At 63.0% G+C, this 24915-nt stretch carries 22 protein-coding genes; 6 read left to right on the top strand and 16 right to left on the bottom strand.

Annotated features, from left to right (window positions below):
- Positions 1-8: 8 nt before the first annotated feature.
- The 3 genes from ACODSR_RS01435 to ACODSR_RS01425 are packed head-to-tail and all read right to left on the bottom strand — an operon-like array spanning position 9 to position 3287.
- Complete coding sequence (locus ACODSR_RS01435) at positions 9-1004, bottom strand: NADP-dependent oxidoreductase (RefSeq protein WP_489073021.1); 996 nt, start codon at positions 1002-1004, stop codon at positions 9-11.
- Between the two features lie 43 nt (positions 1005-1047).
- A complete protein-coding gene (locus ACODSR_RS01430) occupies positions 1048-2208 on the bottom strand; it encodes an acyl-CoA dehydrogenase family protein (protein ID WP_489073019.1) in 1161 nt (386 codons plus the stop codon).
- Positions 2209-2219: 11 nt separating this feature from the next.
- Positions 2220-3287 carry a phosphotransferase gene (locus tag ACODSR_RS01425; protein WP_489073017.1) on the bottom strand — a complete coding sequence of 356 codons (1068 nt, stop codon included), beginning with the start codon at positions 3285-3287 and terminating at the stop codon, positions 2220-2222.
- 212 nt (positions 3288-3499) lie between these two features.
- Here ACODSR_RS01425 and ACODSR_RS01420 point away from each other — a divergent pair, with 212 nt between their 5' ends.
- A complete protein-coding gene (locus ACODSR_RS01420) occupies positions 3500-5770 on the top strand; it encodes a TonB-dependent receptor (protein ID WP_489073015.1) in 2271 nt (756 codons plus the stop codon).
- A gap of 302 nt (positions 5771-6072) precedes the next feature.
- On the opposite strand, the gene ACODSR_RS01415 is transcribed toward ACODSR_RS01420, so the two are convergent.
- Both ACODSR_RS01415 and ACODSR_RS01410 read right to left on the bottom strand, forming a co-directional pair.
- The gene (locus ACODSR_RS01415) at positions 6073-7491 is read right to left on the bottom strand and encodes an aromatic ring-hydroxylating oxygenase subunit alpha (protein WP_489073013.1); all 1419 of its coding nucleotides are present in this window, start codon (positions 7489-7491) and stop codon (positions 6073-6075) included.
- Positions 7492-7581: 90 nt separating this feature from the next.
- Positions 7582-8349: an SDR family NAD(P)-dependent oxidoreductase gene (locus tag ACODSR_RS01410; RefSeq protein WP_489073011.1), complete on the bottom strand. Its 768-nt coding sequence runs from the start codon at positions 8347-8349 to the stop codon at positions 7582-7584.
- Between the two features lie 189 nt (positions 8350-8538).
- Between ACODSR_RS01410 and ACODSR_RS01405 the strand changes: the two genes are divergently transcribed.
- Positions 8539-9717, top strand: coding sequence for an aromatic ring-hydroxylating oxygenase subunit alpha (locus ACODSR_RS01405; protein WP_489073009.1), 1179 nt, complete (start codon positions 8539-8541; stop codon positions 9715-9717).
- A gap of 290 nt (positions 9718-10007) precedes the next feature.
- On the opposite strand, the gene ACODSR_RS01400 is transcribed toward ACODSR_RS01405, so the two are convergent.
- From ACODSR_RS01400 to ACODSR_RS01385, 4 genes are all read right to left on the bottom strand, one after another.
- Positions 10008-11039: an NADP-dependent oxidoreductase gene (locus ACODSR_RS01400; protein ID WP_489073007.1), complete on the bottom strand. Its 1032-nt coding sequence runs from the start codon at positions 11037-11039 to the stop codon at positions 10008-10010.
- A 153-nt stretch (positions 11040-11192) separates the two neighbouring features.
- The gene (locus ACODSR_RS01395; RefSeq protein ID WP_489073005.1) at positions 11193-12542 is read right to left on the bottom strand and encodes an SPOR domain-containing protein; all 1350 of its coding nucleotides are present in this window, start codon (positions 12540-12542) and stop codon (positions 11193-11195) included.
- 19 nt (positions 12543-12561) lie between these two features.
- On the bottom strand, positions 12562-13077 hold the full coding sequence (locus tag ACODSR_RS01390) for a hypothetical protein (protein WP_489073003.1): 516 nt from the start codon (positions 13075-13077) through the stop codon (positions 12562-12564).
- 12 nt (positions 13078-13089) lie between these two features.
- Complete coding sequence (locus ACODSR_RS01385) at positions 13090-13809, bottom strand: ParA family protein (RefSeq protein ID WP_006949984.1); 720 nt, start codon at positions 13807-13809, stop codon at positions 13090-13092.
- A 199-nt stretch (positions 13810-14008) separates the two neighbouring features.
- On the opposite strand from ACODSR_RS01385, the gene ACODSR_RS01380 reads away from it, so the two are divergent.
- Positions 14009-15061: an SPOR domain-containing protein gene (locus ACODSR_RS01380; protein WP_489073001.1), complete on the top strand. Its 1053-nt coding sequence runs from the start codon at positions 14009-14011 to the stop codon at positions 15059-15061.
- Between the two features lie 3 nt (positions 15062-15064).
- Here the strand turns inward: ACODSR_RS01380 and ACODSR_RS01375 are convergent, their stop codons facing one another.
- Positions 15065-15964: a LysR substrate-binding domain-containing protein gene (locus tag ACODSR_RS01375; RefSeq protein ID WP_489072999.1), complete on the bottom strand. Its 900-nt coding sequence runs from the start codon at positions 15962-15964 to the stop codon at positions 15065-15067.
- Between the two features lie 86 nt (positions 15965-16050).
- On the opposite strand from ACODSR_RS01375, the gene ACODSR_RS01370 reads away from it, so the two are divergent.
- Together ACODSR_RS01370 and astD are read left to right on the top strand one after the other, a co-directional pair.
- Complete coding sequence (locus ACODSR_RS01370) at positions 16051-17067, top strand: 2-oxoadipate dioxygenase/decarboxylase family protein (RefSeq protein WP_489072997.1); 1017 nt, start codon at positions 16051-16053, stop codon at positions 17065-17067.
- Positions 17068-17069: 2 nt separating this feature from the next.
- A complete protein-coding gene (gene astD / locus ACODSR_RS01365; protein WP_489072995.1) occupies positions 17070-18470 on the top strand; it encodes a succinylglutamate-semialdehyde dehydrogenase in 1401 nt (466 codons plus the stop codon).
- Between the two features lie 7 nt (positions 18471-18477).
- Here the strand turns inward: astD and ACODSR_RS01360 are convergent, their stop codons facing one another.
- The 6 genes from ACODSR_RS01360 to ACODSR_RS01335 form a co-directional block, all read right to left on the bottom strand.
- Positions 18478-18633 (bottom strand): hypothetical protein, encoded by a 156-nt coding sequence (locus ACODSR_RS01360; RefSeq protein ID WP_489072993.1) that lies wholly within the window; start codon positions 18631-18633, stop codon positions 18478-18480.
- Positions 18634-18839: 206 nt separating this feature from the next.
- The gene (locus tag ACODSR_RS01355) at positions 18840-19220 is read right to left on the bottom strand and encodes a VOC family protein (RefSeq protein ID WP_489072991.1); all 381 of its coding nucleotides are present in this window, start codon (positions 19218-19220) and stop codon (positions 18840-18842) included.
- A 366-nt stretch (positions 19221-19586) separates the two neighbouring features.
- A complete protein-coding gene (locus tag ACODSR_RS01350; protein ID WP_489072989.1) occupies positions 19587-19799 on the bottom strand; it encodes a DUF2093 domain-containing protein in 213 nt (70 codons plus the stop codon).
- Positions 19799-21202 carry an NAD(P)H-dependent flavin oxidoreductase gene (locus ACODSR_RS01345; RefSeq protein WP_489072987.1) on the bottom strand — a complete coding sequence of 468 codons (1404 nt, stop codon included), beginning with the start codon at positions 21200-21202 and terminating at the stop codon, positions 19799-19801. The genes ACODSR_RS01350 and ACODSR_RS01345 overlap by 1 nt, the downstream gene beginning before the upstream one ends.
- 93 nt (positions 21203-21295) lie before the next feature.
- Positions 21296-22429 (bottom strand): glycosyltransferase, encoded by a 1134-nt coding sequence (locus tag ACODSR_RS01340; protein WP_489072985.1) that lies wholly within the window; start codon positions 22427-22429, stop codon positions 21296-21298.
- Positions 22422-23291, bottom strand: a complete 870-nt coding sequence (locus tag ACODSR_RS01335; RefSeq protein ID WP_489072983.1) for an alpha/beta fold hydrolase — start codon at positions 23289-23291, stop codon at positions 22422-22424. The genes ACODSR_RS01340 and ACODSR_RS01335 overlap by 8 nt, the downstream gene beginning before the upstream one ends.
- A 37-nt stretch (positions 23292-23328) precedes the next feature.
- Between ACODSR_RS01335 and ACODSR_RS01330 the strand changes: the two genes are divergently transcribed.
- The gene (locus ACODSR_RS01330; RefSeq protein ID WP_489072981.1) at positions 23329-24714 is read left to right on the top strand and encodes a protein adenylyltransferase SelO family protein; all 1386 of its coding nucleotides are present in this window, start codon (positions 23329-23331) and stop codon (positions 24712-24714) included.
- Positions 24715-24915: the final 201 nt, after the last annotated feature.

Genomic DNA, 24915 nt, shown 5'->3' with positions numbered 1-24915 from the left:
CTTCTCGTTCAGAGCCTGACGATCTGCTTGCCCCTATTGGCACCGGTGAACAGGCGGGCGAGCGCGGCAGGCGCTGCCTCAAACCCCTGCTGCTCATCCACCTGCCAGCGCAACCTGTCGGCCAGCACCAGCGCGGCAAGCCGGTCGCGCATCGCGGGCCAATGGGCCTGCTGGTCGAGGATGATGAACCCCTCCATCCGCGCGCGTCGCAGCACCAGATTGAAATAGTTGCCCGGCCCGGCAATCTGCCCACCCTGCTCGTAGCGGCTGATCCCGCCGCACAGCACCACCCGCGCGCCAATGGCGAGGCGGGCAAGCATCGCATCCAGCACCGCGCCGCCGACATTGTCATAAACGATGTCGCAACCCTTGGGGGCCAGAGCCTTGAGTTGCTCTGCGACCTTGCCTTCACGATAGTCGATCGCCGCGTCAAACCCGGCTTCCTGCACCAGCCAGGCGCATTTGTCCGGTCCGCCCGCTATGCCGATGACATGGCAGCCCGCGACCTTGGCGAGTTGCCCGGCGACCGATCCGGTCGCACCTGCCGCGCCGGACACGACCACGACATCGCCCGCGACCGGGCAGCCGATCTCGTAAAATCCATGCCATGCGGTCAGGCCAGGGATGCCCAGCACGCCCAGCATTGCATGGGGTGGCAGGTCGGGATGGCAGATGTCGAATCCTTCCCCATCGCTCACCAGATATTCGGTCCAGCCGGTCATCCCGGCGACCATCGTGCCGACCGGCCAGCGCCCGCCCCGGCTTTCGACCACTTCCGCCACGCCCATGCCGCGCATGACGTCGCCCAGCTCGATCGGCGCGACATAGCCGCCGAAATTTTCCATCCAGCCCTTTTGCGCCGGTTCAAATCCCAGCCAGCGGACGGCAAGCAGCATCTGCCCTTCCTGCGGCACCGGCATCGGCGCATCGACCAGCGCGAAATCGCCGTCCACCAGCGCGCGTCCGACCGGGCGATCCGCCAAAATCCATTGCCGCATGTCCATCCTGCCTTCCTCTTGTCTGTCGGCGTTGTTGTCGCGGCGGCGATCAATGTTGGCGGTGGTCGCGCTTGATCTTCTTGGCCAGGCTCCATTTATGGACTTCGGTCGGGCCGTCATAGATGCGGAAGGCACGGATTTCGCGGAACACCTGCTCGACGATGGTGTCGCCGGTCACGCCAGTACCGCCCATCACCTGGACGCATTTGTCCGCCACCCGCATCAGCGCTTCGGACACCGCCACCTTGGCCATCGAGCTTTCGACCGTGCCAAGCGCGCCTGTATCCAGCACCCCGGCGCACCAGTCGATCATCAGTTCGCATTGCTGGAGGTCGATGAGATTTTCCGCCAGCATGAAGCCCACGCCTTCATGGTCAACCAGCGGCTTGCCAAAGGCCATGCGGCGGCAGGCATAGGCGGATGCAATCTCCTGCGCGCGGATACAGGCGCCCAGCCATCGCATACAATGGGACAGGCGCGCCGGGCTGAGGCGGACCTGGGCATATTTGAAGCCCTCACCGCTTTGTCCCAGCATCTGGTCGGCAGGCACACGCAGATTGTCGATGGTGACGACGGCGTGGCCGCCGGGCATGGAACTGTCGATCGTGTCCAGCACGCGATCGATACGGATGGCGGGATCAGGCAGATCGACCAGGAACATACAGGCGCCGTCGGTCGATTTGGCCATGACGATCCCGACCATCGCCCCCTGCGCCCCGGTGATGAACGCCTTGCGGCCATTGATGACCCAGTGATTGCCGTCTTGATGGCAGGTCGTCTGCATCATTGCCGGGTCGGACCCCGCGCCGCCATCGGCCGCCGGTTCGGTCATGAAGAAAGCGGAACGACCGCGGCCTTCCAGCAGGGGCTTGAGGAAATGCGCCTTCTGCTGCGCCGTGCCGACCTTGCCCAGCAGATACATATTGCCCTCGTCCGGGGCCATGGTGTTGCAGGCCAGCGGACCAAGCGGCGAGAGGCCGGACTGGATAAGGACGGTCGCCGTCTCGCGCTGGGTCAGGTGCGATCCGTCGGGCAGGACATGGGGGGTCAAAACGCCAGCCGCGCGCGCCTTTTCCCGCAATTCCATCACCAGATCGTCGCTCGGACCATGAAAGCCGCAGCGCGGGTCGCCCTCATAGGGGACGACGACCGTGCGGACAAAAGCTTCGACCCTGTCGGCGATGGCCTGCGCGCGATCGGTGCTGAACATGGAATTTCCTCTCAATTTTCAGATTGCGCCGTCGCGCGGGCGATGGCCGCCAGTTCAGGCAGGGTTTCGACCAATGACTGCGCTTCGGGCGATGATGCCGTGCCACGCGCCAGCCGCCCCTTGATGCCGTGGATGATCGCGGCGAAGCGGAACATGTTGAAGGCGAGGTAGAAGGACAGGTTGGCGATGCCGTCGCGCCCCGTGCGGGCGCAATAGGCCGCGACATAATCCGCCTGTGACGGGATATTGAGCGCGCCAAGGTCCGCGCCCTTGAAGCCGCCGATGATGTGCGGCGGCAGATGATACATCATCAGATGATAGGTAAAATCGGCAAGCGGATGGCCCAGCGTCGACAATTCCCAGTCCAGCACTGCCAATATGCGCGGTTCGACCGGGTGCCAGATCATATTGTCGGCGCGAAAATCGCCATGAACGATGCTGGTTTCGTCGCCTTCCGGTATCTGGCCCGGCAGCCAGTCGGCCAACCAGTCCATGTCCGGCAGCCGCCCCGCCGCCTCATCCTCGCGATATTGGCGCGACCAGCGGGCGATCTGCCGCGCGAAATAATTGCCCGGCTTGCCATAGTCGCCAAGGCCGATCGCCTGAAAGTCGATGCCATGCAATTGCGCGATGGCACTGTTCATCGCGTCGAAATAGGCCGGACGTTCGGATGCTGTCAGCGACGGCAGGGTGGAGTCCCAGAAGATGCGCCCTTCGACCATGTCCATGACATAGAAGGGCGTGCCGATGACGGCGGCATCCTCGCACAGACCATGGACCGGGGCGACGGGAAAGTCCGCCTGTCCCAGCGCCGCCAGCACCCGATATTCGCGCTCCACGGCATGAGCGCCCGGCAGCAATTGCCCCGGTGGCTTGCGCCGCAGCACATAGGCGCGGGTCGGCGTGACCAGCCGATAGGTCGGGTTGGACTGGCCACCGTTAAACTGTTCGACGGTCAGCGGCCCGGCATAACCCGCCACATGGGCCTGCATCCAGCGGTCGAGCGCCGCGCTGTCAAAGCCATGCCCTGCGCGCACCGCGCCGGTGCCACCGAATTTATCCTGTCGGTCAACGCTCACGGCTTTGTTCCCTCTCGCACCGCTATGATGGCTGCCATGCGATGCCCGGCGGTTTTTGTCCCCTGTGCTTTGTTTCAGGTGCAGGCCGACCTCTCGAAAATCGCAGTTAGCAAAAAGACGATATTGGCGCATTCGTCACAATCGGAACGAAGGCGCATCCGGCGTTGCTTTCAGCAAGCGCAACATAAGCGTCCGAATATCAGGGAGAGTATATGCGACAGAATCTAATCATGCGACCGGTCATGCTGGCTCTGGGTGGAGCGATGCTGTGGGCCGCGCCTGCCATGGCGCAGGAACAGGCACCGCAGGCGGATGCCGGTGCCGCCGATCCCAACGCGATCATCGTCACCGCACGCCGCCGCGAGGAAAGCCTCCAGGACACGCCCGTCGCGATCACGGCGGTCAATGCGGCGATGCTGGAAAACAAGGCGGCGGTGAATATCGGCGATCTGACCGGCGGCGTTCCCAACCTGCTGATCACCAACCAGAATAGTGGCGCGGCAGCCGCCAACCTCGCCATTCGCGGGCTGACCTATGCCGACGTCGAAAAGTCCCAGGAACCCACCGTGGGCGTCGTCGTCGATGGCGTATTCATCGGCACCAGCACCGGGCAATTTTTCGACTTTTTCGACATTGAGCAGATCGAAGTGCTGCGCGGGCCGCAGGGCACCTTGTTCGGGCGGAACACGATCGGCGGTGTCATCAACATCCGCCGCACCCGCCCGACCGGTGAAATCGGCGGCAAGGTGGAAGTCTCCTACGGCAAGTTCAACACGCTCGCGACCCGCGCGGTCGTCAACGTGCCACTGTCGGGCGACGGCAGCGTGGGTGCCAAATTCTTCCATTTCCACAATGAAACCGATGGCTGGTATCGCCAGTCGCAGACCGGCGACCGGCGCGGCTTTGCCAATAACGAGAATTTCGGCGGATCGGTCCTGATCGCCCCACAAGGCAGCGATTTCGATGCGCTGTTCACGCTGGAAAAGCAGATTCAGAAATTCGATCCGGTCGTCTCCAACCTGACCAACAGCAGCGAGCTCTTCTGCGGATTCATTCCGGCCAATGAGTGCAACCGCAATAATACGACCGACCTCTACACCGTGTTCGGCCTGCCCAACGTCTCCAACTATTCCGCACCCGCCGCGACGCTGGAGATGAACTACGACCTGGGCGGCGTGAAGCTGACCTCGGTTACAGGCTGGCGCAAGTCGCGCGAAAACCAGACGCAGGATTTCGACGGATCATCCACCGACCTCTATTATGTCCGTCGCCAACAGCGCTACGAACAGTGGAGCCAGGAATTGCGCGCGGCCGGCAAGTTCAGCGACAGTTTCGATTATGTCGTGGGTCTCTATTATTTCAGCTCCAAATATCATCTGACCCAGCATAGCCGCGTGTTCGGCTTCGCGCCGACGGTCGATCCGCTGATCTTCGACACCAACCCGCAGTCGGTGAACGGCAAAACCAAGTCGATCGCCGTGTTCGGCGACTTCAACTGGGCCTTTGCCGACCAGTGGCGCCTGTCCTTTGGCGGTCGCTTCACCCGCGACAAGAAGGCGCTCGACAACAGCTTTGGCGGAGTTGAGATCGGTCGCGGTGCCGACACGTTCAAGAAATTCACGCCCAAGGTCGGCGTCGATTTCCGCCCCAATGACGACGTCATGTTCTATGGCAGTTGGTCGCAGGGCTACCGGTCGGGCGGCTTCTCGCCGCGCGCCGGCACCGCCGCCAGCGCCGGTGTCGCCTATCAGCCCGAAGTGGTCGACAGCTTTGAAGTCGGCGGCAAGTTCGACCTGTTTGACCGCAAGGTGCAGTTCAACGTCGCGGCCTTCTATTCCAGCTACAAGGATCTGCATCAGAACAACACGCTCAACTGCCCGACCTGCGCCACCGGTAACGAGACGATCACGTCGAACGTCGGGTCGGCCAAGATCAAGGGGCTGGAATTCGATTTCACCGCACGGCCAACGTCGCAACTCACGATCACCGGTTCGCTCGGTCTGCTCGACTCCAAGTTCAAGGGCTTCATCGTCGGCGGTATCTCGCCGGTGACCGGTGCGGTCGTTCCCTATGATTATTCGGGCAATGACCTGATCTACAACCCGAACATGACCGCCTCACTGGGGGCCGACTATAGCGTCCCGACCAGCTTTGGCGAGGTGATCGCGAACCTGAGCTATCGCTATATCGGTCGCTATGATCAGCAAATCTCTATCGGCGGCCTGTCGGGCAATCTCAGCACCGGACCGATCACCGTCACCGGCAATGACCCGCGGGTACGGACCGACAAGCAGGGTCTGGTCGACGCCAGCCTGACCACCAAGTTCGAACTGGGCGGCACGGAAGCACGGCTGACGGTCTTTGGCCGGAACCTGGCCAATGATCGCGGGCCGACTCATGGCTTCACCGTCGGTGGCCTCTGGTCCTTCGGCACCGCGCGCGAACCCCGCACCTATGGCGCGACGCTGGGGGTGAAGTTCTGAAATAGCCGCGAGGCGCAAAAGTAGAGGCCGGGGAGATGATCCCCGGCCTTTTCTTGTGTCCTTTGCAAATACGATACTGTCTGTTGAACAACGCCCATCCTCCCCTTGTAGGGGGTGGCTGGCCGAAGGTCAGACGGAGGGGTGTCGCCCTATCGATAGGGTCACACCCCTCCACCACCAGCAAGCTGGCGGTCCCCCTCCCCTTGCAGGGGAGGATTTTGAAATCTTCTACGATCCGAAAACCGCCAAAAAAAGGCGCCGGAGCCAACGCTCCGACGCCCTCCCTTTTATTCAACCCCCGATCAGAGTTCGTCGTTCAGATATTTCATGATCGTGTTCTGGAACTGGCGGATCTGGATTTCCTGATAATTGGCCAGTTGCACCTTGCCGTTGAGCGAGGCTTTAAGGCCCGTCTGAACATAGGGCAGGTTTTCCATATCCTGTTCGAACACATCGCCCAATATCCCCAGCTCCGGCGCTTCGGTCCATTTCTGGTCGACCGACAGAAACTTCATTGGCGGTGCCTTGGGGTGCGCCTGCCCCGGCGGGACGCGGGTAAGGACGCGCACTTCCATCAGGCAATGGTCGACATCGTGCCAGGGGCGCCAGCGATAGACGATGTTGGGCTGGAACCCGGCCCAGGGGCTGAAATTGGGGAAGACATTATAGAGCAGCGCGTCCATCATTTCCGCGTCCGACGCGAAACTGACGTCATGACCGAACATCGCGCTGGTCGTATCGCGCAGCGACGCGCCCAACGCCGCACGAGCGGTCACGCCTTCGGGCACCTGGACGTTGTAGCCGCCTGCCGCTGCTTCCTTATCCTCATAATTATCGGACGATCGGCCATTATATTTGACGAATTCGTCGACGATCCACTGCTCCGCCTTGCCCGCCGGATCGACATGGGGAGACATGGTGCCGAACGGCGTGACCGTCAGGTTCACATAGTCGCCATAGATATTGTACATCGAATTGGCGTCGCCCGTGAAAGGCAGCAATTGCGGATGGGTGACGACGGTGTGCCAGCTTTCCATGAAAGCCTCCATCACCACCTTCCAGTTGGCCGGAACCACCTTGCCCACCCACATGGCGGTCGCGCATTCCTCATGTCGCCAGCGCTGGAAATGCTCCGGCATGGGAGCCAGAAATTCCTCCAGCGTCGGGCCGTCAGCGGCTTCGCGGATGAAGATATAGCCGCCCCAGCGCCCCACGCTGATTTCCGGCAGCGCCATCTCCTCTTCTTTGAGGTGCGCGAAGTCCCAGCGGCAGGGAATTTTCTTGACCGACCCGTCATTATTCCAGGTAAAGCCATGGAAGGGGCATTGCAGTTCGGCTGACCAACCGTCCTGCGTCTTGAGCTTGCGCCCGCGATGCAGACAGACATTGGCAAAGGCGCGAATCGACCCATCCTCCTGCCGGATCAACAGGAAGGATTTGCCGACATTTTCATAGACGACATGGTCGCCCGCCTCCGGCAATTCCTCGTCCCGCGCAGCAAATTGCCAGGTGCGCGGCCACATTTTGCGATTTTCCGCCTCGAAAAATTCCGGGCTGGTGTAGCGGCTGGCCGGGATCGGCTCCGACCCCAGATTCTCATATTCATCGGTATAGAGAAATTCCGGCACAGGGTTTGTGTCCGCCAGCATCAGGTCGCGGACGCTGGTGCCGGGGCAGCGCGGCAAGGGCGCGCCTTTGATCCGGGGGTCGCTTTCAGCCATTAATCTCTCTCCTGCCATTCCGCCTGCTCTGCTGTCCGGGTCTAGCCGCACGTTGAAACCTTGGTCGTTCGTTCAAACATAACGTCGTGGTCATTGCGCGACCATCCCCCCGTCGACGACAAATTCGCAGCCGGTGATGTAGCGCGCATCGTCCGATGCCAGAAAGGCGACCATCGACCCGATGTCGGACGGCTCGCCCATCCGGCCCATCGGTATGGCCGCGACGATCTGGTCGAACACGTCCTTGTTATCGGCAATCGCGACCTTCTGCATATCGGTCCAGATCATGCCGGGATGGACGGTGTTGACGCGGATATTGTCGCGCGCGGTTTCCAGCGCCACCGATTTGGAAAACATCCGCACCCCGCCCTTGCTGGCGGCATAGGCAGCCGTGCCTTGCACCCCGACCAGTCCCGCGACCGAAGACAGGTTGACGATCGACCCGCCATGACCCTGCGCCCGCATCTGATCGACCGCCACCTTGGTGCCCAGATAGACGCTATCCAGATTGACCGAAATCTGTTTGTGCCAGTCGGCGGAGGTCATCTCGCTCATCGCGCGCAGTACGGCGATGCCCGCATTGTTGACGAGAATGTCGATCTTGCCGAACGCCGCGATCACCGCGTCGATCAGCGCCGTCCAGCCCGCTTCGTCAGTGACATCCTGCGCCATCGATTGGGCCGGAACCCCCTGCGCGCGCAATTCTTCGGCGCGGGCGGCGACGGCGGTGCCATCCAGGTCGGTCAGGAACAGGCTGGCCCCCTGCCCCGCCATTTTGAGCGCGGCGGCAAAGCCCAGCCCGTTCGCCGACGCAGCCCCCGTCACTACCGCCACCTTGCCCTTAAGGTCGATCATCATGCGCCAGAAATCCTCATCCGATAGTTTGCACCGCAGAGTGACGCCTGTGCGGCGCGGTGCAACTAGCGCTAGTCAGAGTCCCCGTTGCACAGGCGCGCGCTACCTATGACCTTATCGAGTTCCGGCTTGGTCACGCGCGCGCTATGATGCGGGCAAAGCCATAGCGGCGAACGATAGAGAGGGTTGTGCATGGGCTATCATGACGTCATCGGCCAGGAAGCCGAAAAGATGCTGGAATATGTCGAGACCGGCACGACTGACAGCGCCCCGGACACCATGGAGGTGCCAGCATCCGCCTATACTGACCCCGCCTATTGCGCGCGGGAGAAGGCGGAAATCTTCATGAAGATGCCGCTGCTGGCCGCTCTGACCGCCGAAATGCCCAATCCGGGCGATTACAAGGCGATGGACCTGATGGGCAAACCGGTCCTCATCACCCGCAAGAGCGACGGCACGGTCGCAGCGATGCTGAACGTCTGCTCCCATCGCGGCATGATCCTGAAACCCGAAGGCCATGGCAATGCCAAGCGCTTTTCCTGTCCCTATCATGCCTGGACCTATGGTAATGACGGCAAGCTGATCGGCGTGGCCGAGCCGCAAAAATTCGGTCCCGTGTGCAAGGAAGAGCGCGGCCTGACGGCACTGCCCGTCGCCGAAGCGGGCGGGATCATCTGGATATGCCTGACGCCGGGGCTGGAGTTCGACATCACCGCGCATCTTGGCGGGATGCTCGATGATCTTGAAGCCTATGATCTGGGCAGCTGGCATTATTGCGGGTCGCGACGGATTTACGGGCCGAACTGGAAGATCGCCTATGACGGCTATCTGGAGGGCTATCATTTCGCCGCCGCGCACCCGACCACCATCCATCCGCGCAGTTTCAGCAACATCATGAATTTCACCGCCTTCGGCCCGCATATGCGCGTGGGCTATCCACAGGTGCGGATCAAGGAAGCGCTGGGCGCGATCCCGCGTGCAGACTGGGGCGAACATGAGAATGAAGGCTATGACTTCGTCCGCACCATCTTCCCCAATATCAGCATCTTTTTCGCGCCCGAAATCACCCAGGTCGCGCAACTCATCCCTGGCGACACGCCCGGCAGCAACACCACCAACCTGATGTTCATCCGCCGCCAGCCGCCAAAGGATGAAGCGGATGCGGCCAGCATCGAAGGGATGATGGACTGGCTGCGCGACGTCGTGAATGACGAGGATTATGGCGTTGGATTGCAAGTGCAGAAGGGGCTGGAGTCCGGCGCGATTCCCTCGGTGATCTTCGGCCGCAACGAGCGCGGCAACCAGTATTTCCACAAATATGTGGACTATCTCCAGCGGGCCGACCCGAACGAGGCGCCGCCTGAATTGTGAGGCGGGCGTCTACACTGTGACCTGTCAGGCCCCTCCCCATTGAGGGTGGAGGAATTGCAGATGCCCTTTCGTAACCCCTCTACGTCATGCTGAATTCATTTCAGCATCCATTTCTCGTCACAAGCGAAGGCATGTGGGGCACGATGGATGCTGAAACAAGTTCAGCATGACGAGGGTAAATTAGCGATAGCCCTGCCCTTGCTGGGAACGTCGGGTGCGGGCGTGCTACCGCCAGCGTAAACCCTCACCGCCAGGAAATGGCGATGAGACGCAAGCATGATGTCTTGATATTACAGCGTCGTCACATCCTCGTTCAGCCGCACCACCGTCTTGCCCGTGGTCTTGCCCGACATCAGGTTGATGAAAGCGCTCGGTGTATTTTCGATACCCGTGGTGACATTTTCCTGCGCGATCAAGGCACCTGACCTGATCCAGCCGCCCAGTTGCGCCTCTGCCTCCGCCAGCATGTCGAGATGTTCATAAGCCAGGAAGCCGCGCATCGTGATGCGGTTGACCAGCACCTGCCACAGGTTGCGGATCGGATAGGGATCATTGTGATTATTGTAATTGGCCATCATGCCGCAGGTCACGATCCGTCCGAACGCCGCCATATTGGGCAGCATCGCGTCGAGGATGTGGCCGCCGACATTGTCGAAATAGACGCCGACCCCGTCGGGACAGGCCGCCTTGATCGCCGCGTCCAGATCCGCCTCCGCCCGATAGTCGATCGCCGCATCGATGCCGAAAGTGCCGGTGACCAATGCCGCCTTGTCCGGCGAACCGACGATGCCGACCGATCGACAGCCCGACAGTTTCGCGATCTGGCATCCCACGCTGCCGACCGCGCCAGCCGCCGCGCTCATCACCACCGTGTCGCCCGCCTTCATCTCGCCGATGCGCTTCAGGCCAACATAAGCGGTGATACCCGACCAACCCAGCGCACCCATATAGGCGGTCAACGGCACGCTAGGATCGACATGGACATTTTCGATCGCGAAATTGGCCGGGTTCAGGATCGAATATTCCTCCCAGCCGACAAAGCCGCGGCCATAATCGCCCTCCTTGAACGCCGGATTGCGCGACTGGATGACACGGCCCAGCACCATGGTCGGGATAAGACCGCCAATCGCCACGGCGGGCAGATAGCTGTCATCATTGGCATCCAGCATGCCGCGCACGGCAGGGTCGATGGCGAATACCTCATTCTGGATCAGGATTTCGCCATCTTCCAGCGCCCGCACCGGATTATCGACCAGCGCGAAATTCTCTGGGACAGGGACACCGTGGGGGCGCGAGGCAAGGACTATCTGGCGGTTGATCACGGTATTTCTCTCCACAGGCTATACCGACCGCTATGCTCCGCCCACGAGGCGCATGACACTGGCGAAAGCCACAGTCTGGCCCAACCGGACAAGAAAAAGCGCGCGAAGCCAACGGCCTCGCGCGCTTCAAGGTCGCGCTATGGGAGAGGATTTTCAGCGCGAAGCGTACTGGCGGCCCTTGGTCGCGATCGCCCAACGCTGCGGCGTCGCGCCCGGCGCGCCTTCGCGCACGAAGCACTGGCCGCGCTGCGACTGGATGGTGCGGCAGGCGGTCATCGCGTCGGCGCGACTGGCAAAACCGCTGATGGCGAGGCGGTGGAAGGGCTTGCCCTTGACCGTCGCCTGGCTGGTGAGAACCGGGAAAGCCGCAAGCGTGCTGTTGCGGCCCGCCATGCTCATCCATTTTTCCTTGGCGATCGCCGCCGTGTCATAGGCACCTAACTGGACAACCCAGTTGCTGGCACCGTTGCTGACCGGCTTGATGAAGGCGACCTGCTGCATCCGGGCGACCGGCGCAGACGCGGCGGCGGTCTGCGCCCTGGCACGGGTCTTTGCCACGACCGGCTTTGCCCGGTGATCCTCAACAATGAAGTCGCGGGTAGCGACGCGGACCGGCGCGGGCTGCGCTACCGGCACGGGTTCGGCAACCGGTGCAGCGACTGGTTCGACGGAGGCGGTCTGCACGGGCACTTCCGCCTGCGCTGCGGGCAGCGGCGCTGGGTCGGACGGCGCGGCAGCCATTTCGACCGGCGCGGCGGCAGCTGGCGCAAGCGCCAGAGCGACCGGCTGGCCAGCATCGGCCGCATCGATCGTCACGCCCATCAGCGCAGCAACACGCTGCGGCGCGGCCGAAGGTTCGGCAATCTGCGCCCAGTCGGAAATACGCTTGTTCGCGGCGAGCGGATCAAGGTCCATGCCCACGATCATCCGCGCATCCTTCCAGCGGCCGGCCAGCGCATAGGCATAGGCGAGATTCTGACGGGTGCGTGCGGTGGCGGACGGATCATGGATCGCTTCGGACAGGATGCGCACGCCTTCGGGCGCGTCACCGGCCATCGCCATCGCCAGACCATAATCGCCAGCAGGCACGGTATCGGCATGAGCCAGCAACAGGCTGCGCGCGGAGTCCGCCCGGCCCTGCGCCACCTGCACCAGCGCCAGGCTGACAATGGTGCGCGCGTCGTTATTGCCCAGCGTCATGGCGTCGGTCAGCGCGGCTTCAGCCGATGCAAAGCGCCCGGCCAGCACATAGGCCCGGCCCAGCATCTGGCGATAGGCAGCGTTCTGCGGCGCAAGTTGCACGGCGGCCTCAGCCGCCGCGATCGCCTTGCCGCCGTCGCGATCGGCCAGCGCCTTTTCAGCGGCGATGGCAAGCTTGGTCGGGTTGCCCTTTTGCTGGACAGCCGAGGCGGAAGGACGGAAGGCCGCCCCGGTACAGCCAACCATGGTGGTGGCGACGAGCAGCGATGAAATCGCCGCCTTTGCAAATGTGTTGCGCTTCATAGTCCTACCCACCCTTCAATCACTGGTTGCCGCGCATGTGCGGCAACTGCTGTGTCAGCCGGTCAATTTCCGGCAGGCCGTTGAGAAAATTGTCGAGAGATTCGGTGACGATCTGCTGTGCCGAACGGCCGGTAATGGCGCAGGCGAGCCGCAGTTTGAGATGACGATCCGCGTCGATCCGCAGCGTGAAGGCCGCCTTGCGGCTGGCCGTGGCCTTTGCCTTGATCGGCGCTGGCTTGCCCGCGATGCGTTCGGCCAATTCCTCACGCTCGATAACGACCGGCGGCACCGGTGCCGGGATAGGCAGAGTTGTCGGCATCGGCGTCAGGCCGATCGCGACGGGCAGTTCGTCCACCGGCAATGGCGCAGGCTCCACGTCGAAGCCCATGTCGTTCCAGCCCAGATCATCCTGCTGCACGGCAACGCCCGCAGCACGGCCAAAGCCAAGCATCGGACGACGCATGGCGGGCTGCGCCGCGCCTTTGCGGGCGAGCAGGCCAGAGGTGAGCGATGCGAGGGGTTTGGGTTCAGCCATGATGCGTTCCCCTTACTGGCCGATCACGCGGCGACCGAAGCCCCCGCCGACCGGACGGGTTGCGACGGTGCCGACGCTGCCCTGGGGCACGGAAAAGACCGTGCGGCGGAAATTCTTTTCGAGCCGGTCGGAGATGTACGACCACAGCGCCACGACCTCCGCCGCCGACCGTCCCTTGGGATCGACCTCCATCACGGTGCGACCGTCGATCATCGAGGCGGCAAAATCGGTGCGGTGGTGCAGCGTGATCGGCGCGACCGTGCCATGTTGCGACAGGGCGACGGCGGCTTCCGACGTGATCCGTGCCTTGGGCGTTGCGCCGTTCACCACGAAGATCAGCGGCTTGCCCGCGCGTTCGCACAGATCGACGGTCGCGCCCACGGCGCGCAGGTCGTGCGGGCTGGGGCGGGTCGGCACGACGATCAATTCGGCCACGGAAATGACGCTTTGGATTGCCATGGTGATGGCAGGCGGCGTGTCGATAACGGCAAGCTTGAAGCCTTGCTGCCGCAGGATTTCCAGATCGGCGGCGAGCCGCGCGACGGTCGTTTGCGCGAAAGCGGGCAATTCCGCCTCCCGCTCGTTCCACCAGTCGGCCAGCGACCCTTGCGGATCTATGTCGATCAGCACGACAGGACCGGCCCCGGCAATCTGCGCCTGCACGGCCAGATGGCCCGACAAGGTGGTCTTGCCCGATCCGCCCTTCTGCGATGCCAAAGCCAAAATCCGCACGCAAATCCCCCCAGAAAATCCAGTTCCGTCTGGGATTGCCATAACCGCGCCTAAAATTCGGTTAATGAGCGGGGAAGTTTGATTGACGAAGTGTCAACAGGGTTAAGCGCGTTTCAAGCATGATGTGCTTATGCTAATCAGACGTTAACCTTGTTTCATCATAGCCGATGCAAATCTATTGGCGCAGGAGCATGTGCATATGAAGCGTATCTGGGGAGCTGTGGCTGTCGGCGCCATGATGGGCATCGCGGCACCAGTGTTGGCCGACGTAAAGACAGGGGTCGATGCCTGGCAGCAGGGCGATTATGCCAAGGCGATCGGCGAATGGCGGCCGCTGGCGCAAAATGGCGATCCCGACGCGCAGTTCAATCTGGGCCAGGCCTATAAGCTGGGCCGCGGCGTTCAGCCGGACCTCAATGCCGCGATGGACTGGTATCGCAAGGCTGCGACGCAGGGGCATTTGCGGGCAGAGGATAATCTGGGCCTGTTGATGTTCCAGCAGGGCGACCGGGCGGGGGCCTTGCCCTATCTCCAGCGCGCTTCCGTGCGGGGTGAGCCGCGTGCGCAATATATTGTCGGCACCGCGTTGTTCAACGGCGACCTGATCGGCAAGGACTGGGTGCGCGCCTATGCGCTGATGACCCGCGCGTCCACGTCTGGCCTGGCGCAGGCGACGACCAGCCTGGAGCAGATGGACAAATATATTCCCGAAGATCAGCGCAAGCAGGGTCTGGCACTGGCAGCGACACTGGAACAGTCGGAAAAGGGCGGCGCGCTGGCGTCGGCCAATCCCGCACCGGTTCGCCCCACGCCGTCCAGTGTGCGGACGACCGAGTTGCCGCCATCGACGATCGGCCAACCGGTGACCGCGCCGCCTGCCCCCAAGCCTGTTCCGATCAAGCCTAAACCTGCGCCGCAGGTTGCTGTAGCCAAGCCCGCGCCGCAGATCGCGGTCGCCAAGCCTAAGCCAACCGCGCCAGCGCCCCGTCCCGCCAGCGCCGTCCCTGCCCCCGCCACATCGGGCGGATGGCGCGTCCAACTGGGTGCATTTGGCGAGGAAGGCCGCGCGCGCAGCCTGTGGGGTCAGTTGACTGGCAAGGTCAGCGGCCTGTCCGCCTATCAACCCTATCTGGTCAAGGCAGGCGCGGTGACGCGCTTGCAGGCCGGACCGGTCGCCAGCAGCGACGCCGCCAGCCGTCTGTGCAGCCGGATCAAGGCGGCTGGTGCAGACTGTATTCCCAAGAAGATGTGACGATCAGGCCGCCCTGGCCTGATCCACTATCCAGTCACGAAACTGGCTGAGCGCCGGATGCGCGGATGCGTCCAGCGGGCGGGCGAGATAATAGGCCTGATCGCTCGACAATGGCCGGGCGAACGGGATGACGAGGGTTCCTGCATCCAGTTCCGGCCGGATCAGGAAGCTGGGGATCAGCGCCACCCCTGCCCCCGCCGCAGCCGCCTGTGCCAGCATCAGGAAATGTTCAAAGGCGGGACCGGGTGGCAGCGTCCCGGCCTCCACCCCTGCCGCCGCGAACCAGCGTGACCAGGCATCACGCCGCGAACTCTGGCTGAGCAAGGGGGCCATCAGCAGATCGGCGGGCTGCCGCAACGGATGCGCGCCCAGCCACTCTGGCGCACAGACCGGCACGGCTTCCTCGCGAAACAGAAAATCCATCGTCGCGCCCGGCCATTCCTGCGGCGTGCCGAAATGGATGGCCGCGTCAAATTCTTCCTGCGCGAAATCGAAAGGCTGCGACCGGGCGGCGAAATCCACCACCAGTTGCGGGTGCAGGGCGCTCAGATGCGGCAATCGCAGGGCGAGCCAGCGCATCCCGAAACTGGGCAGGGTCGCGATCTTTAGCGCCGTGGGCGATCGCCGCGTCGCCATGCGGGAGGTAGCGCGGCGGATGCGGTCCAGTGCGGGCAGCAGTTCGTCGGCATAGGCGCGACCCGCCTCGTTCAGCCGCACGCGCCGTCCCACCCGGTCGAACAACGGGGTTTGCAGCCACGCCTCCAGCTGCGCGATCTGGCGACTGACCGCGCTCTGGGTGAGGCCGATCTCTTCGCCCGCACGCGAAAAGCCGCCATGGCGCACCGCCGCCTCGAAACTGGTCAGCGCGGTCATGGAAGGTAGCCATTTGCGATGGTCGTTCATTCGCGTCTCGCATCAACAGATGACAGGTCACCATTTGGAAAATCCTGCATAGGCTGAGATAATGCGCCTGTCACCGGGAGCTAATTATGTCGAATGAGAATGATAGCCATGTCGTTGCGCTGACGCTGGCGACGCTGGGCGAAACGGCGGGGCGGCGGGTGCTGAACGCGCTGGCGATCGACCCTGCCTTGCTGGCGGAGCGTGGCCCCACGGTATCGCGCGCGGCCTTTGCGATGGCGATGAATATCGCGCTGTTCGATGACCTGCTGAAACGGGTGCAAAGCGGCGCGGCCTATGTTGCCGATACGATCGAGCGCGGCGGTCGGGTGACGTTCGACCATGGCGCCTTGCGGACGATACGCCTGCCGCACGGGCCTACCGGCGCGTTGCCGAGCGGCGAGGATGCCTTTACCCGCATATTGCTGCCGTTGGGCTATCAAATGGCGGCCATCTATCCGCTCGATCGGCTGCGCATGACCGGGCGCGCCTATGTTCATGCCGACAGGCCGGAGGCAATCCCGCAATTCTTCCTGTCCGAACTGCATGTCGACCGGTTCGACGACGAATTTGGCGCAGTGGCGGCGCGAGTGTTCGGCACATCACGCGATCCATTGGGTGAGGCTGAGCAAACGGTATTGGCACGTTTTGGTGCCGGTGAAGCGGTGACGCTGAACGAAGCTGGAACCGCACTGCCGGGGATCGTCGCGGCGTTCGACCGGCAGCATGAGATGCCAAGCTTTGCCGATTATCAGACGCTCCTGTCCCGCTCCAATGAGGCGGCCTGGATCGCAACCGAGGGTAATGCCTTCAACCACGCGACCGACCGGGTGGCCGATGTCGCCGCACTGGCGGAGCGGCTGAAAGCGGACGGCCAGCCGATCAAGGAAAGGCTGGAGATTTCAGCGACAGGCCGGGTGCGCCAGACCGCTTTCCGCGCCGACAGCGTGGAACGGCTGTTCGCCGATGGCGAATTGCGCGACGTGCCCGGCTCCTTCTACGAATTTATCAGCCGGGACATTGATCCGGCGACGGGCAGGCTGGACCTGGCGTTCGACACTGGCAATGCGACCGGCATTTTCGCGATGACCAGCGCGGGGGCATGAACATGGTGCTGCAATCCTTCGACCCTGCCTCTCGCGAACTGGTGTGGGAAGGACCAGTTGCCGATGCCGATGCCTGTAACCGGGCGATTGCAACGGCGCGGGCCGCGCTGCCCGGCTGGCGCGCGCTGGCGGTGGAGGACCGTATCGCAATCGCGCGGCGCTATGCGCTGGTGCTGAGTGAGCGACGCGCGGCTCTGGCCGAACTGATTTCGCGCGAGACGGGAAAACTGCTCTGGGAAAGCGACGCAGAAATCGGGTCGATGATCGCCAAGGTCGAGGTCTCTGTCGCCGCCCATGCCGAACGCACCGGGGGAAAATCCGCCGACATGCCCTTTGGCCGGGCGGTGCTGCGCCATCGCGGCCATGGCGTGATGGCGGTGCTGGGACCGTATAATTTCCCAGGCCATCTGCCCAACGGCCATATCGTCCCCGCCCTGATCGCGGGCAATGCGGTGGTGTTCAAACCATCGGAAATCGCGCCAGCCACCGGCGCAGCAATGGCGGACGCCTGGGCCGCGGCAGGATTGCCGGACGGGTTGCTGAGCGTGGTGCAGGGTGGCCGGGCGACAGGCGAGGCACTGGTGGCGGGCGATATTGACGGGCTGCTCTTTACTGGATCGGCTGGTGCGGGCGCTGCCCTGAGACGCGCGCTGGTGGACCGGCCGCATGTCATCATGGCACTGGAACTGGGCGGCAATAATCCGCTGATCGCCTGGGACAGCCCGGACGAAGCGGCCTCGATCATCATCAATTCCGCCTTCATCACCACCGGCCAGCGTTGCTCCTGCGCCAGGCGGCTGATCGTGCCTGAAGGCATAGTAGGTGACCAGATCGTGGCAGCCGTCGATGCACTGGCGGCGCGACTGCCGATCGCGGCATGGAATGAACCGGGCGACGCCTTCATGGGACCTTTGGTGTCGGATCAGGCCGCCGCTACCGCGCATCGCGCGGTCAGCGACCTGATCGCGCGCGGTGCACAAGTGATCCGGCCATTTGCGGGAATCGAGGGGCGCAGTGCCGCTTTCGTCACCCCCGGCCTCATCGACATGACCGGTGTGGATGGTCCCGATGCAGAGATTTTCGCGCCCTTGCTGTCGGTGATCCGGGTGCCGGATTTCGATGCGGCGATACAGGTCGCCAACGCCACCGCCTTTGGCCTGTCCGCCGGGCTGATTTCGCAGGATGCAGCGCTTTGGGACCGGATGGTGGAGGAAGGCCGCGCTGGCGTGGTCAACCGCAACCGGCCGACCACGGGCGCAGCGGGCAACATGCCCTTTGGCGGCCTTGGCGCGTCCGGCAATCACCGGCCCAGCGCCTATTATGCCGCCGATTATTGCGCTTATCCGATCGCCAGTTTCGAGGCGGACGGGGTGCAGGCGGTTGCGGTCATCGGGCTGGACTGAGCTGGGATCACAGCCCCAGCCGCGCCCAGAAATCATCGGGTGCGATCAGGGCGCTGCCGCCGCGCGATCGGTCGATCCGCGACCAGCTGCTATGGGGGATGGGGACGCGCGGCGCGGTTTCGGCGGTACGGGACTGGCGGGAACGGGTGGCTTTATGGGTCATCGTTTTCTCCTTTCATCAAGGGAACACGAAACCGGGCGTGGACGCTTTGGCACCGTGCGCTTTAGCCGTTGGTGACGCGGAGCAAGCTGATCCTTCAAAAGCCGCGAAGCATGATGCTTGCAACTTTATCTAGCGACTGGGTTGGGAATGTCGAAATAGCTTTGCTTGGGGGTTATGCCAGGCGGGCTTTAGCTGGTGCTTCGTGGTCAACCGTAGCGGTGTAGCGCGCAGAGCTTGTTCCCCGACGGGTCGCGCAAATAGGCCAGATACAGTTTGCCAAAGCTGGCTTCGCGAATGCCCGGCGGGTCTTCGCAGGTCGTGCCGCCTGCCGCGACACCCGCGGCGTGCCAGGCGTCCGCCTGTTCAGGGGAGGTCATTGCAAAGCCGATCGTTCCACCATTGGCGCAACTGGCGGACTGGCCGTCAATCGGCTTGGTGACGAGGAACATGCCGCCATTATGCATGTAGATCAGGCGGCCCAGATCGTCAGTGAAGGACGGTTTGCCACCCATGGCGTGAAATAGCGCATCGTAAAAGATTTTGGCGCGATCGATATCGTCGGCACCAACCATGATGTGACTGAACATGAAACTGCCTTTTTGGTGGGGATCAGAGATGCGCCGAATATCACCATGCGCCGGACAAACGAAAAGGGCCAGTCACACCAGCCCGGCCTGCGTCGCCAAAGCGCGTCGGTGTCAGAAGATCGTGCTGTAGAGGAACCAGCCGACGATCAGCAGGCTCGACACGATGCAGATACGATCACCAAAGACGTCGATACGAGACATCAAAAAACATCCTTCCAACAAGGGCGATCTTCGTCGCCTCGAAGGAAAGATTACATCAGTTTTTACCGTGCGGAAACAGCAAAATTGCGATGGAGCCGCCCAAACCTGCGATAAGCCGCATTTTGCGACCCTTGAACGCCATCTTTGGTCAAACGTTCGACAGGATTAGCGAAAAGCCGGGCCGCGATGCCGCAGGAAAGAATCGGTTGCCTCCTGCGGCCCGCGATACGCTTCCTGAAATTCCGCGCTCCAATATTTCAAATCGTCCAGATCGACACGCGCGCCCGATACCGCGCACAGGACGAACTGCCCCGGTCGCACGACATCAAAATGCGGCGTGTCATAATGCAGCACCGCCAGCCCCTGAATGTCCGCCATCAGTCGCCCGTCAGGATGCGGTCGACCAGTTGCTTGACGGTCGGGACAAAGCCGTTGGAGTAGAAAGGGTCCTGCTTGAATTTATAAGCGCCATGACCGGCAAACACCAAATTCTGGTCCAAATCGCCGCCATGGACGGCTTCCTGCAATGCCTTCTGGATGCAGAAGCTGCGCGGATCGGCCAAGCGACCGGTCGAATTGGTCTCGCTGTCCATCCAGCTGGAGAAGGCGCATTGGCTGAGGCACCCCATGCAGTCGGTCTGGTCCTTGCGGATCACTGCCCGCTCTTCGTCGCCGACGAACACGAGCGTATTGTCCGGCGTCTTGAGCGCGGAGGTGAAGCCCTGCCCGAACCATTCGCGGGCGCGGTTGAGGTCACCCAGCGTTACCCAGAAATGCTTGCCCTTCACGCCCACGTCGAGCTGGTGGGTATGATCGCCCGCCTGTTCGGTGCTGAACGCGATCTGCCGTTCCGAACGCGCTTCCAGGCTGCGCAGGAAGGGATTGCGCACCGCCGAGCTGTAGAAGCCGGTGGGCGAAAAACGGTGGAGCAGAATGTCGCCGGGGTTCAGCTCAGTCAGCAACGCCTTCCACGCCTGCGGGATAGGGCTTTCCTGCGTCAATAGCGGGCGGGTGCCGAACTGGAACATGATCGACCCCAATTCGGGATTGTCGATCCAGTCGTTCCAGTCCTTGAGCGCCCAGACGCCGCCCGCCATGACGATCGGCACATCATCTGAAATGCCGCCTTCGCGCATGGTTGCGCGCAGATCGCGGACGCGCGGATAAGGATCTTGCGGCATTTTGGGGTCTTCGGCGTTTGACAGGCCGTTATGCCCCCCGGCCAGCCAGGGATCTTCATAGACGACTGCCGCCAACCATTCCGCCGCCTTGGAATAGGCGCGCTTCCACAGCGCACGGAAGGCGCGGCCCGACGACACGATCGGCAAATAGCTGACATTATAGGATGCCGCGATTTCGGACAGCTTGTAGGGCATACCTGCGCCGCAGGTGACGCCCGCGACCATGCCTTTGGTCCTTTCCAGCACGCCGTGAAGCACGCGCTGCGCTCCGCCCATTTCCCACAGGACGTTGATGTTGATCGCGCCCTTGCCACCGGCAATCTCATAGGCGCGCTTCACCTGTTCGACCGCGCCGTCAATCGCGTAGGCGACCAGTTCCTCATGGCGATCGCGGCGGGTGCGACCATGATAGATTTGGGGGATGACATTGCCGAAACTGTCATAGCTGTCGGCATTGACCGCCGACACCGTACCAATGCCGCCAGCCGCCGCCCAGGCGCCCGAACTGGCATGGTTGGACACCGCAACGCCCTTGCCGCCTTCGACCAGCGGCCAGACTTCGCGGCCACCATAGACGATAGGCTTCAACCCCTTGAACAACGACATCTCCCGCGAAAAAGCGACACCGGACCCGACCGGGCAAAGGCCACTGCTATAGCAGCCTTTGCAGTGATTGACGAATTTCCGCGCGCCTTAGCGCAAAATGTCGGGGCTGGCCAGTGCCTCCCCGTACAGCTTGGCATAAGCATCGACCATCGCCTGTTCGGCATAGTCGCGGACGGCGCGATCGCGGTTGGCAGCCCCCAACCGGGCGCGCAGGTCAGGGTCGGCGGCGAGCGTGCCAAGCGCTGCGGCAAGGCCTGCCTCGTCCGGTACAACGAAAGCGCGATTCTCCGGCGCGACCATATTGATGACGTCGCCCACATCCATCGAAGCGACCGGGACGCCCGCTGCCATCGCCTCCACCAGCGAGATGGGGAATTGTTCGCTGTCGGAGGAGAGCGCAAAAATGTCGAACAGGCCGACGAAGCGCCAGGGCCGGTCCATGAAACCGGCCATGTGGAGATCGTCGAGACCTTGGGCCGCGGCTTGCGCCAAGATGGCGTCGCGTTCCGGCCCCTCCCCCACCACCACCAGTTGCAGCCGATCCTTGTGCGCGGCGACCGCGCGGACCAGCCGGGGGATATTCTTGACCGGGCGCAGTCCCGCCAGCGTGCCGACCAGCAGCTTGCCGGGCGACCGGCGCAGGCCGGGGATCGCGTCGGGCGCTGGCGGGTCGGCATAGCGGGCGGTGTCGATGCCGTTGCGGATCAGATGGACCTTGGCGGCAGGCTGTTTCCAGACCTGCCGGGCGATACCCTCCAGCCGGACGGACGGGACGACCAGCGCGCTGGCGCGACCGAGGGCGACGCGGCGGTAGAGGTTGCGCTGGGGCTTGAGACCGGTGGCTTCATCGGCGTTGAAACCATCCTCATGATGGATGAGCGGAGGCATGGCCGACACTGAGCTGGACAGTCTGTGCGCCATCGCAGCGTCCATCGCGCCCCAATTATAAGTCAGAATTAAATCATATTTTTTCAAGAAGTTAGATATATCGCGAAAGCGTCCCACCCCCGGACGACCGGCAAACGGGGGTGACAAGGGAAAGTCGACGCGCACCGCCGGATCGATCGCCGCGCGGGCGCTCAGCGCGTCCGGCGCGGCGCTGACGATGCTGTGGCGCGCCTTGTCGCCCCAGATGTTCATCAGCCGGATGGCGCGCGCTTCCTTGCCGCCCAGGGTGAAGCTGCCATGGACGTGGAGTATGTGCGGCTGACTGTCAGCCATGCAGGACGCGGGCCAGCAACCGGTCGATCGCGACAATGCTTTCCGGCTCGTCCAGCGCGGGGGCATGGCCGACACCCGGCACGGTCACCAGTTCCGCCTTTGCGCCGATGTCGGCCACCATACGCTGCGCCGTCTCTGCGCTCAGCAGGTCGGATCGTTCGCCGCGCAGCAGCAGCGTCGGAATATCGCGAAAGGCCGCCATCACCGGCCACATATCGACACCCGCCTCGCTCCCCATGGCGCGGATCGGTTCGGCGATGCGCATGTCATAATCCAGCACGATCCGCCCCGCGCTATTAAGGCGATAGAGGCGCTTGGCCATGGCCAGCCATTGTTCCAGGCCATAGGCGGGATAGACGTCGCGATTAGCATCCTCCAGCGCGCGGGCGGCGTGAACCCAGCTGGGGTGCGACTGGTTGACGCCGACATAGGTGCGGATGCGCGCCAGGCCCGCTTCGTCCAGCGCCGGGCCGACATCATTGAGCAGCGCGCCCGCCAGCCATTCGCGGTGGGTGGCTGCAACCAGCATGGTGATGAGTCCGCCGAGCGACGTGCCGACCGCGACGAATCGCGTGATGGCAAGGTCGGCCAGTAACCGGCTGATATCCTGCAAATAAGTGAGCGGCACATAGGTCATCGGGTCTTTGGCCTGGGCGCTTGTCGCGCGCCCCCGCATGTCCGGGCAGATCAGCCGCCAGTCCCCGGCAAACCGCGCGGCCAGCGGCTCGAAATCGCGCGCATTGCGGGTCAGGCCCGGCAGGCACAGCAGCGGCGGACGGCCATCATGCCCCCCGGCATAATCCCGGTAATGCAGCCGCAGCCCGTCAGGGGACCACCAATATGCGTCGCTATAGTCGACCAAGCTTGATCCTTTAGGTGTCGCTCCCCCATATCGCCTTATGAGCCATATCCCGCAAGCCGCCAAATATAGCCCCGCCAGCGAAATCGATACGCTGATGCCCGACATCGCCGATCCGGTGAGCGCGGCGGACTTTCCGCAAACGATCCTGCGCTTCCGCAACGACCGGGCGGCGGCCACGGTGGGACTGGACGCGCTGAGCGATGACCAATGGATCGCGCATTTCGGGCGGTTCGCGCCGCTCGACGGGTCACTGCCCCGGCCGCTGGCGCTCAAATATCATGGCCACCAGTTCCGCCATTATAATCCCGACATTGGCGACGGGCGCGGATTCCTGTTCGCGCAACTGCGCGACGATGCGGGGCGGTTGATGGACCTGGGCACCAAGGGCAGCGGCCAGACGCCCTACAGCCGCTTTGGCGACGGGCGGCTGACACTGAAAGGCGGGGTGCGCGAGATATTGGCGACCGAAATGCTGGAGGCGCTGGGCGTGCCAACCTCCCGCACCTTCTCGATCATCGAGACGGGCGAGGCGCTGGAGCGCAATGACGAGCCGTCACCCACGCGCGGGGCGGCGATGGTGCGCCTGTCCCATTCGCATATCCGCATTGGTAGCTTCCAGCGGGCGGCCTTTTATGAGGATAAGGTGCTGCTGGAACGACTGACCGATTATGCGCTAACGCGGCTCTATGGTGAAGTGCCGGGCGACAATCCACCCGCGCAACTGTTGGGCCGGGTGGTCGAGCGGACCGCCGATCTTGCGGCCAGCTATATGGTCGCCGGGTTCGTCCATGGCGTGCTGAACAGCGACAATATCAATGTGACCGGCGAGAGTTTCGACTATGGGCCATGGCGCTTCACGCCCCTATGGGACGCGGGTTTTACCGCCGCCTATTTCGATCATCAGGGACTCTATGCGTTCGGGCGGCAGGCCGAGGCGATCCATTGGGACGTCGCGCAACTGGCCGTGTCGCTGCGCGCGCTGGTCGAGGCGGAGCTGCTGATCGCGCAACTGGAGCGGTTTCCGGCGCTTTATGGCGAGGCGATGGCGAAGCGCTTTTGCTGGCGGCTGGGGGTGGTGCCGGGTGAAGCCAAGAACGCGATGGTCGAGGCGGCGGTGCGGGGGATGGTGACGACCGGGACCGGGATTGATCGGTTTTTCCATGACTGGCGTGGCGGTGTGCAGCGCGAAGGCGCGGATTATAGCGATGCGGCGTGGGGCGCGTTTCGCGAGGCTGTGGCGGGGTTTGAGGCTGTACCGGGCGCGCGGGATCATGACTATTGGGCTTACGACGCGCCCTGTTCGATGCATATTGACGAGGTTGAGGCGATCTGGGCCGCGATTGCGGAGGGCGATGATTGGGGGCCGCTGCACGCGAAGGTCGCGGCGGTAAGGCGGATGGGGGCGGCGCATGGGGTAACGTGACGTTGGGTTGGCGATGGACGATCATTTTGCGACATTTCGCGGTGCTTTTGATATTGCCAATTGCGGGCACTGCGTAGTGAAGCCATCATGCGACAATGCTTGATTTCATCGCCGGATTTATAGGTTCTATGCTCCCTCCACGGGTCGGATTTGCGCTTGTGATCGTCATCCCTTGCCTCATCATCATCGCTATTTGGATAT

The organism is Sphingobium sp. FG125 (assembly GCF_057809795.1).
This window is presented reverse-complemented; position numbering and strand designations above follow the sequence as displayed.

What these genes read in the sequence shown, in the direction of transcription:
- ACODSR_RS01435 (WP_489073021.1), bottom strand. Translation starts at nt 1,004, where the DNA reads ATGGACATGCGGCAATGGATTTTGGCGGATCGCCCGGTCGGACGCGCG.
- ACODSR_RS01430 (WP_489073019.1), bottom strand. Translation starts at nt 2,208, where the DNA reads ATGTTCAGCACCGATCGCGCGCAGGCCATCGCCGACAGGGTCGAAGCT.
- ACODSR_RS01420 (WP_489073015.1), top strand. Translation starts at nt 3,500, where the DNA reads ATGCGACAGAATCTAATCATGCGACCGGTCATGCTGGCTCTGGGTGGA.
- ACODSR_RS01415 (WP_489073013.1), bottom strand. Translation starts at nt 7,491, where the DNA reads ATGGCTGAAAGCGACCCCCGGATCAAAGGCGCGCCCTTGCCGCGCTGC.
- ACODSR_RS01410 (WP_489073011.1), bottom strand. Translation starts at nt 8,349, where the DNA reads ATGATGATCGACCTTAAGGGCAAGGTGGCGGTAGTGACGGGGGCTGCG.
- ACODSR_RS01405 (WP_489073009.1), top strand. Translation starts at nt 8,539, where the DNA reads ATGGGCTATCATGACGTCATCGGCCAGGAAGCCGAAAAGATGCTGGAA.
- ACODSR_RS01395 (WP_489073005.1), bottom strand. Translation starts at nt 12,542, where the DNA reads ATGAAGCGCAACACATTTGCAAAGGCGGCGATTTCATCGCTGCTCGTC.
- ACODSR_RS01390 (WP_489073003.1), bottom strand. Translation starts at nt 13,077, where the DNA reads ATGGCTGAACCCAAACCCCTCGCATCGCTCACCTCTGGCCTGCTCGCC.
- ACODSR_RS01380 (WP_489073001.1), top strand. Translation starts at nt 14,009, where the DNA reads ATGAAGCGTATCTGGGGAGCTGTGGCTGTCGGCGCCATGATGGGCATC.
- ACODSR_RS01375 (WP_489072999.1), bottom strand. Translation starts at nt 15,964, where the DNA reads ATGAACGACCATCGCAAATGGCTACCTTCCATGACCGCGCTGACCAGT.
- ACODSR_RS01370 (WP_489072997.1), top strand. Translation starts at nt 16,051, where the DNA reads ATGTCGAATGAGAATGATAGCCATGTCGTTGCGCTGACGCTGGCGACG.
- astD (WP_489072995.1), top strand. Translation starts at nt 17,070, where the DNA reads ATGGTGCTGCAATCCTTCGACCCTGCCTCTCGCGAACTGGTGTGGGAA.
- ACODSR_RS01360 (WP_489072993.1), bottom strand. Translation starts at nt 18,633, where the DNA reads ATGACCCATAAAGCCACCCGTTCCCGCCAGTCCCGTACCGCCGAAACC.
- ACODSR_RS01355 (WP_489072991.1), bottom strand. Translation starts at nt 19,220, where the DNA reads ATGTTCAGTCACATCATGGTTGGTGCCGACGATATCGATCGCGCCAAA.
- ACODSR_RS01350 (WP_489072989.1), bottom strand. Translation starts at nt 19,799, where the DNA reads ATGGCGGACATTCAGGGGCTGGCGGTGCTGCATTATGACACGCCGCAT.
- ACODSR_RS01340 (WP_489072985.1), bottom strand. Translation starts at nt 22,429, where the DNA reads ATGGCTGACAGTCAGCCGCACATACTCCACGTCCATGGCAGCTTCACC.
- ACODSR_RS01330 (WP_489072981.1), top strand. Translation starts at nt 23,329, where the DNA reads ATGAGCCATATCCCGCAAGCCGCCAAATATAGCCCCGCCAGCGAAATC.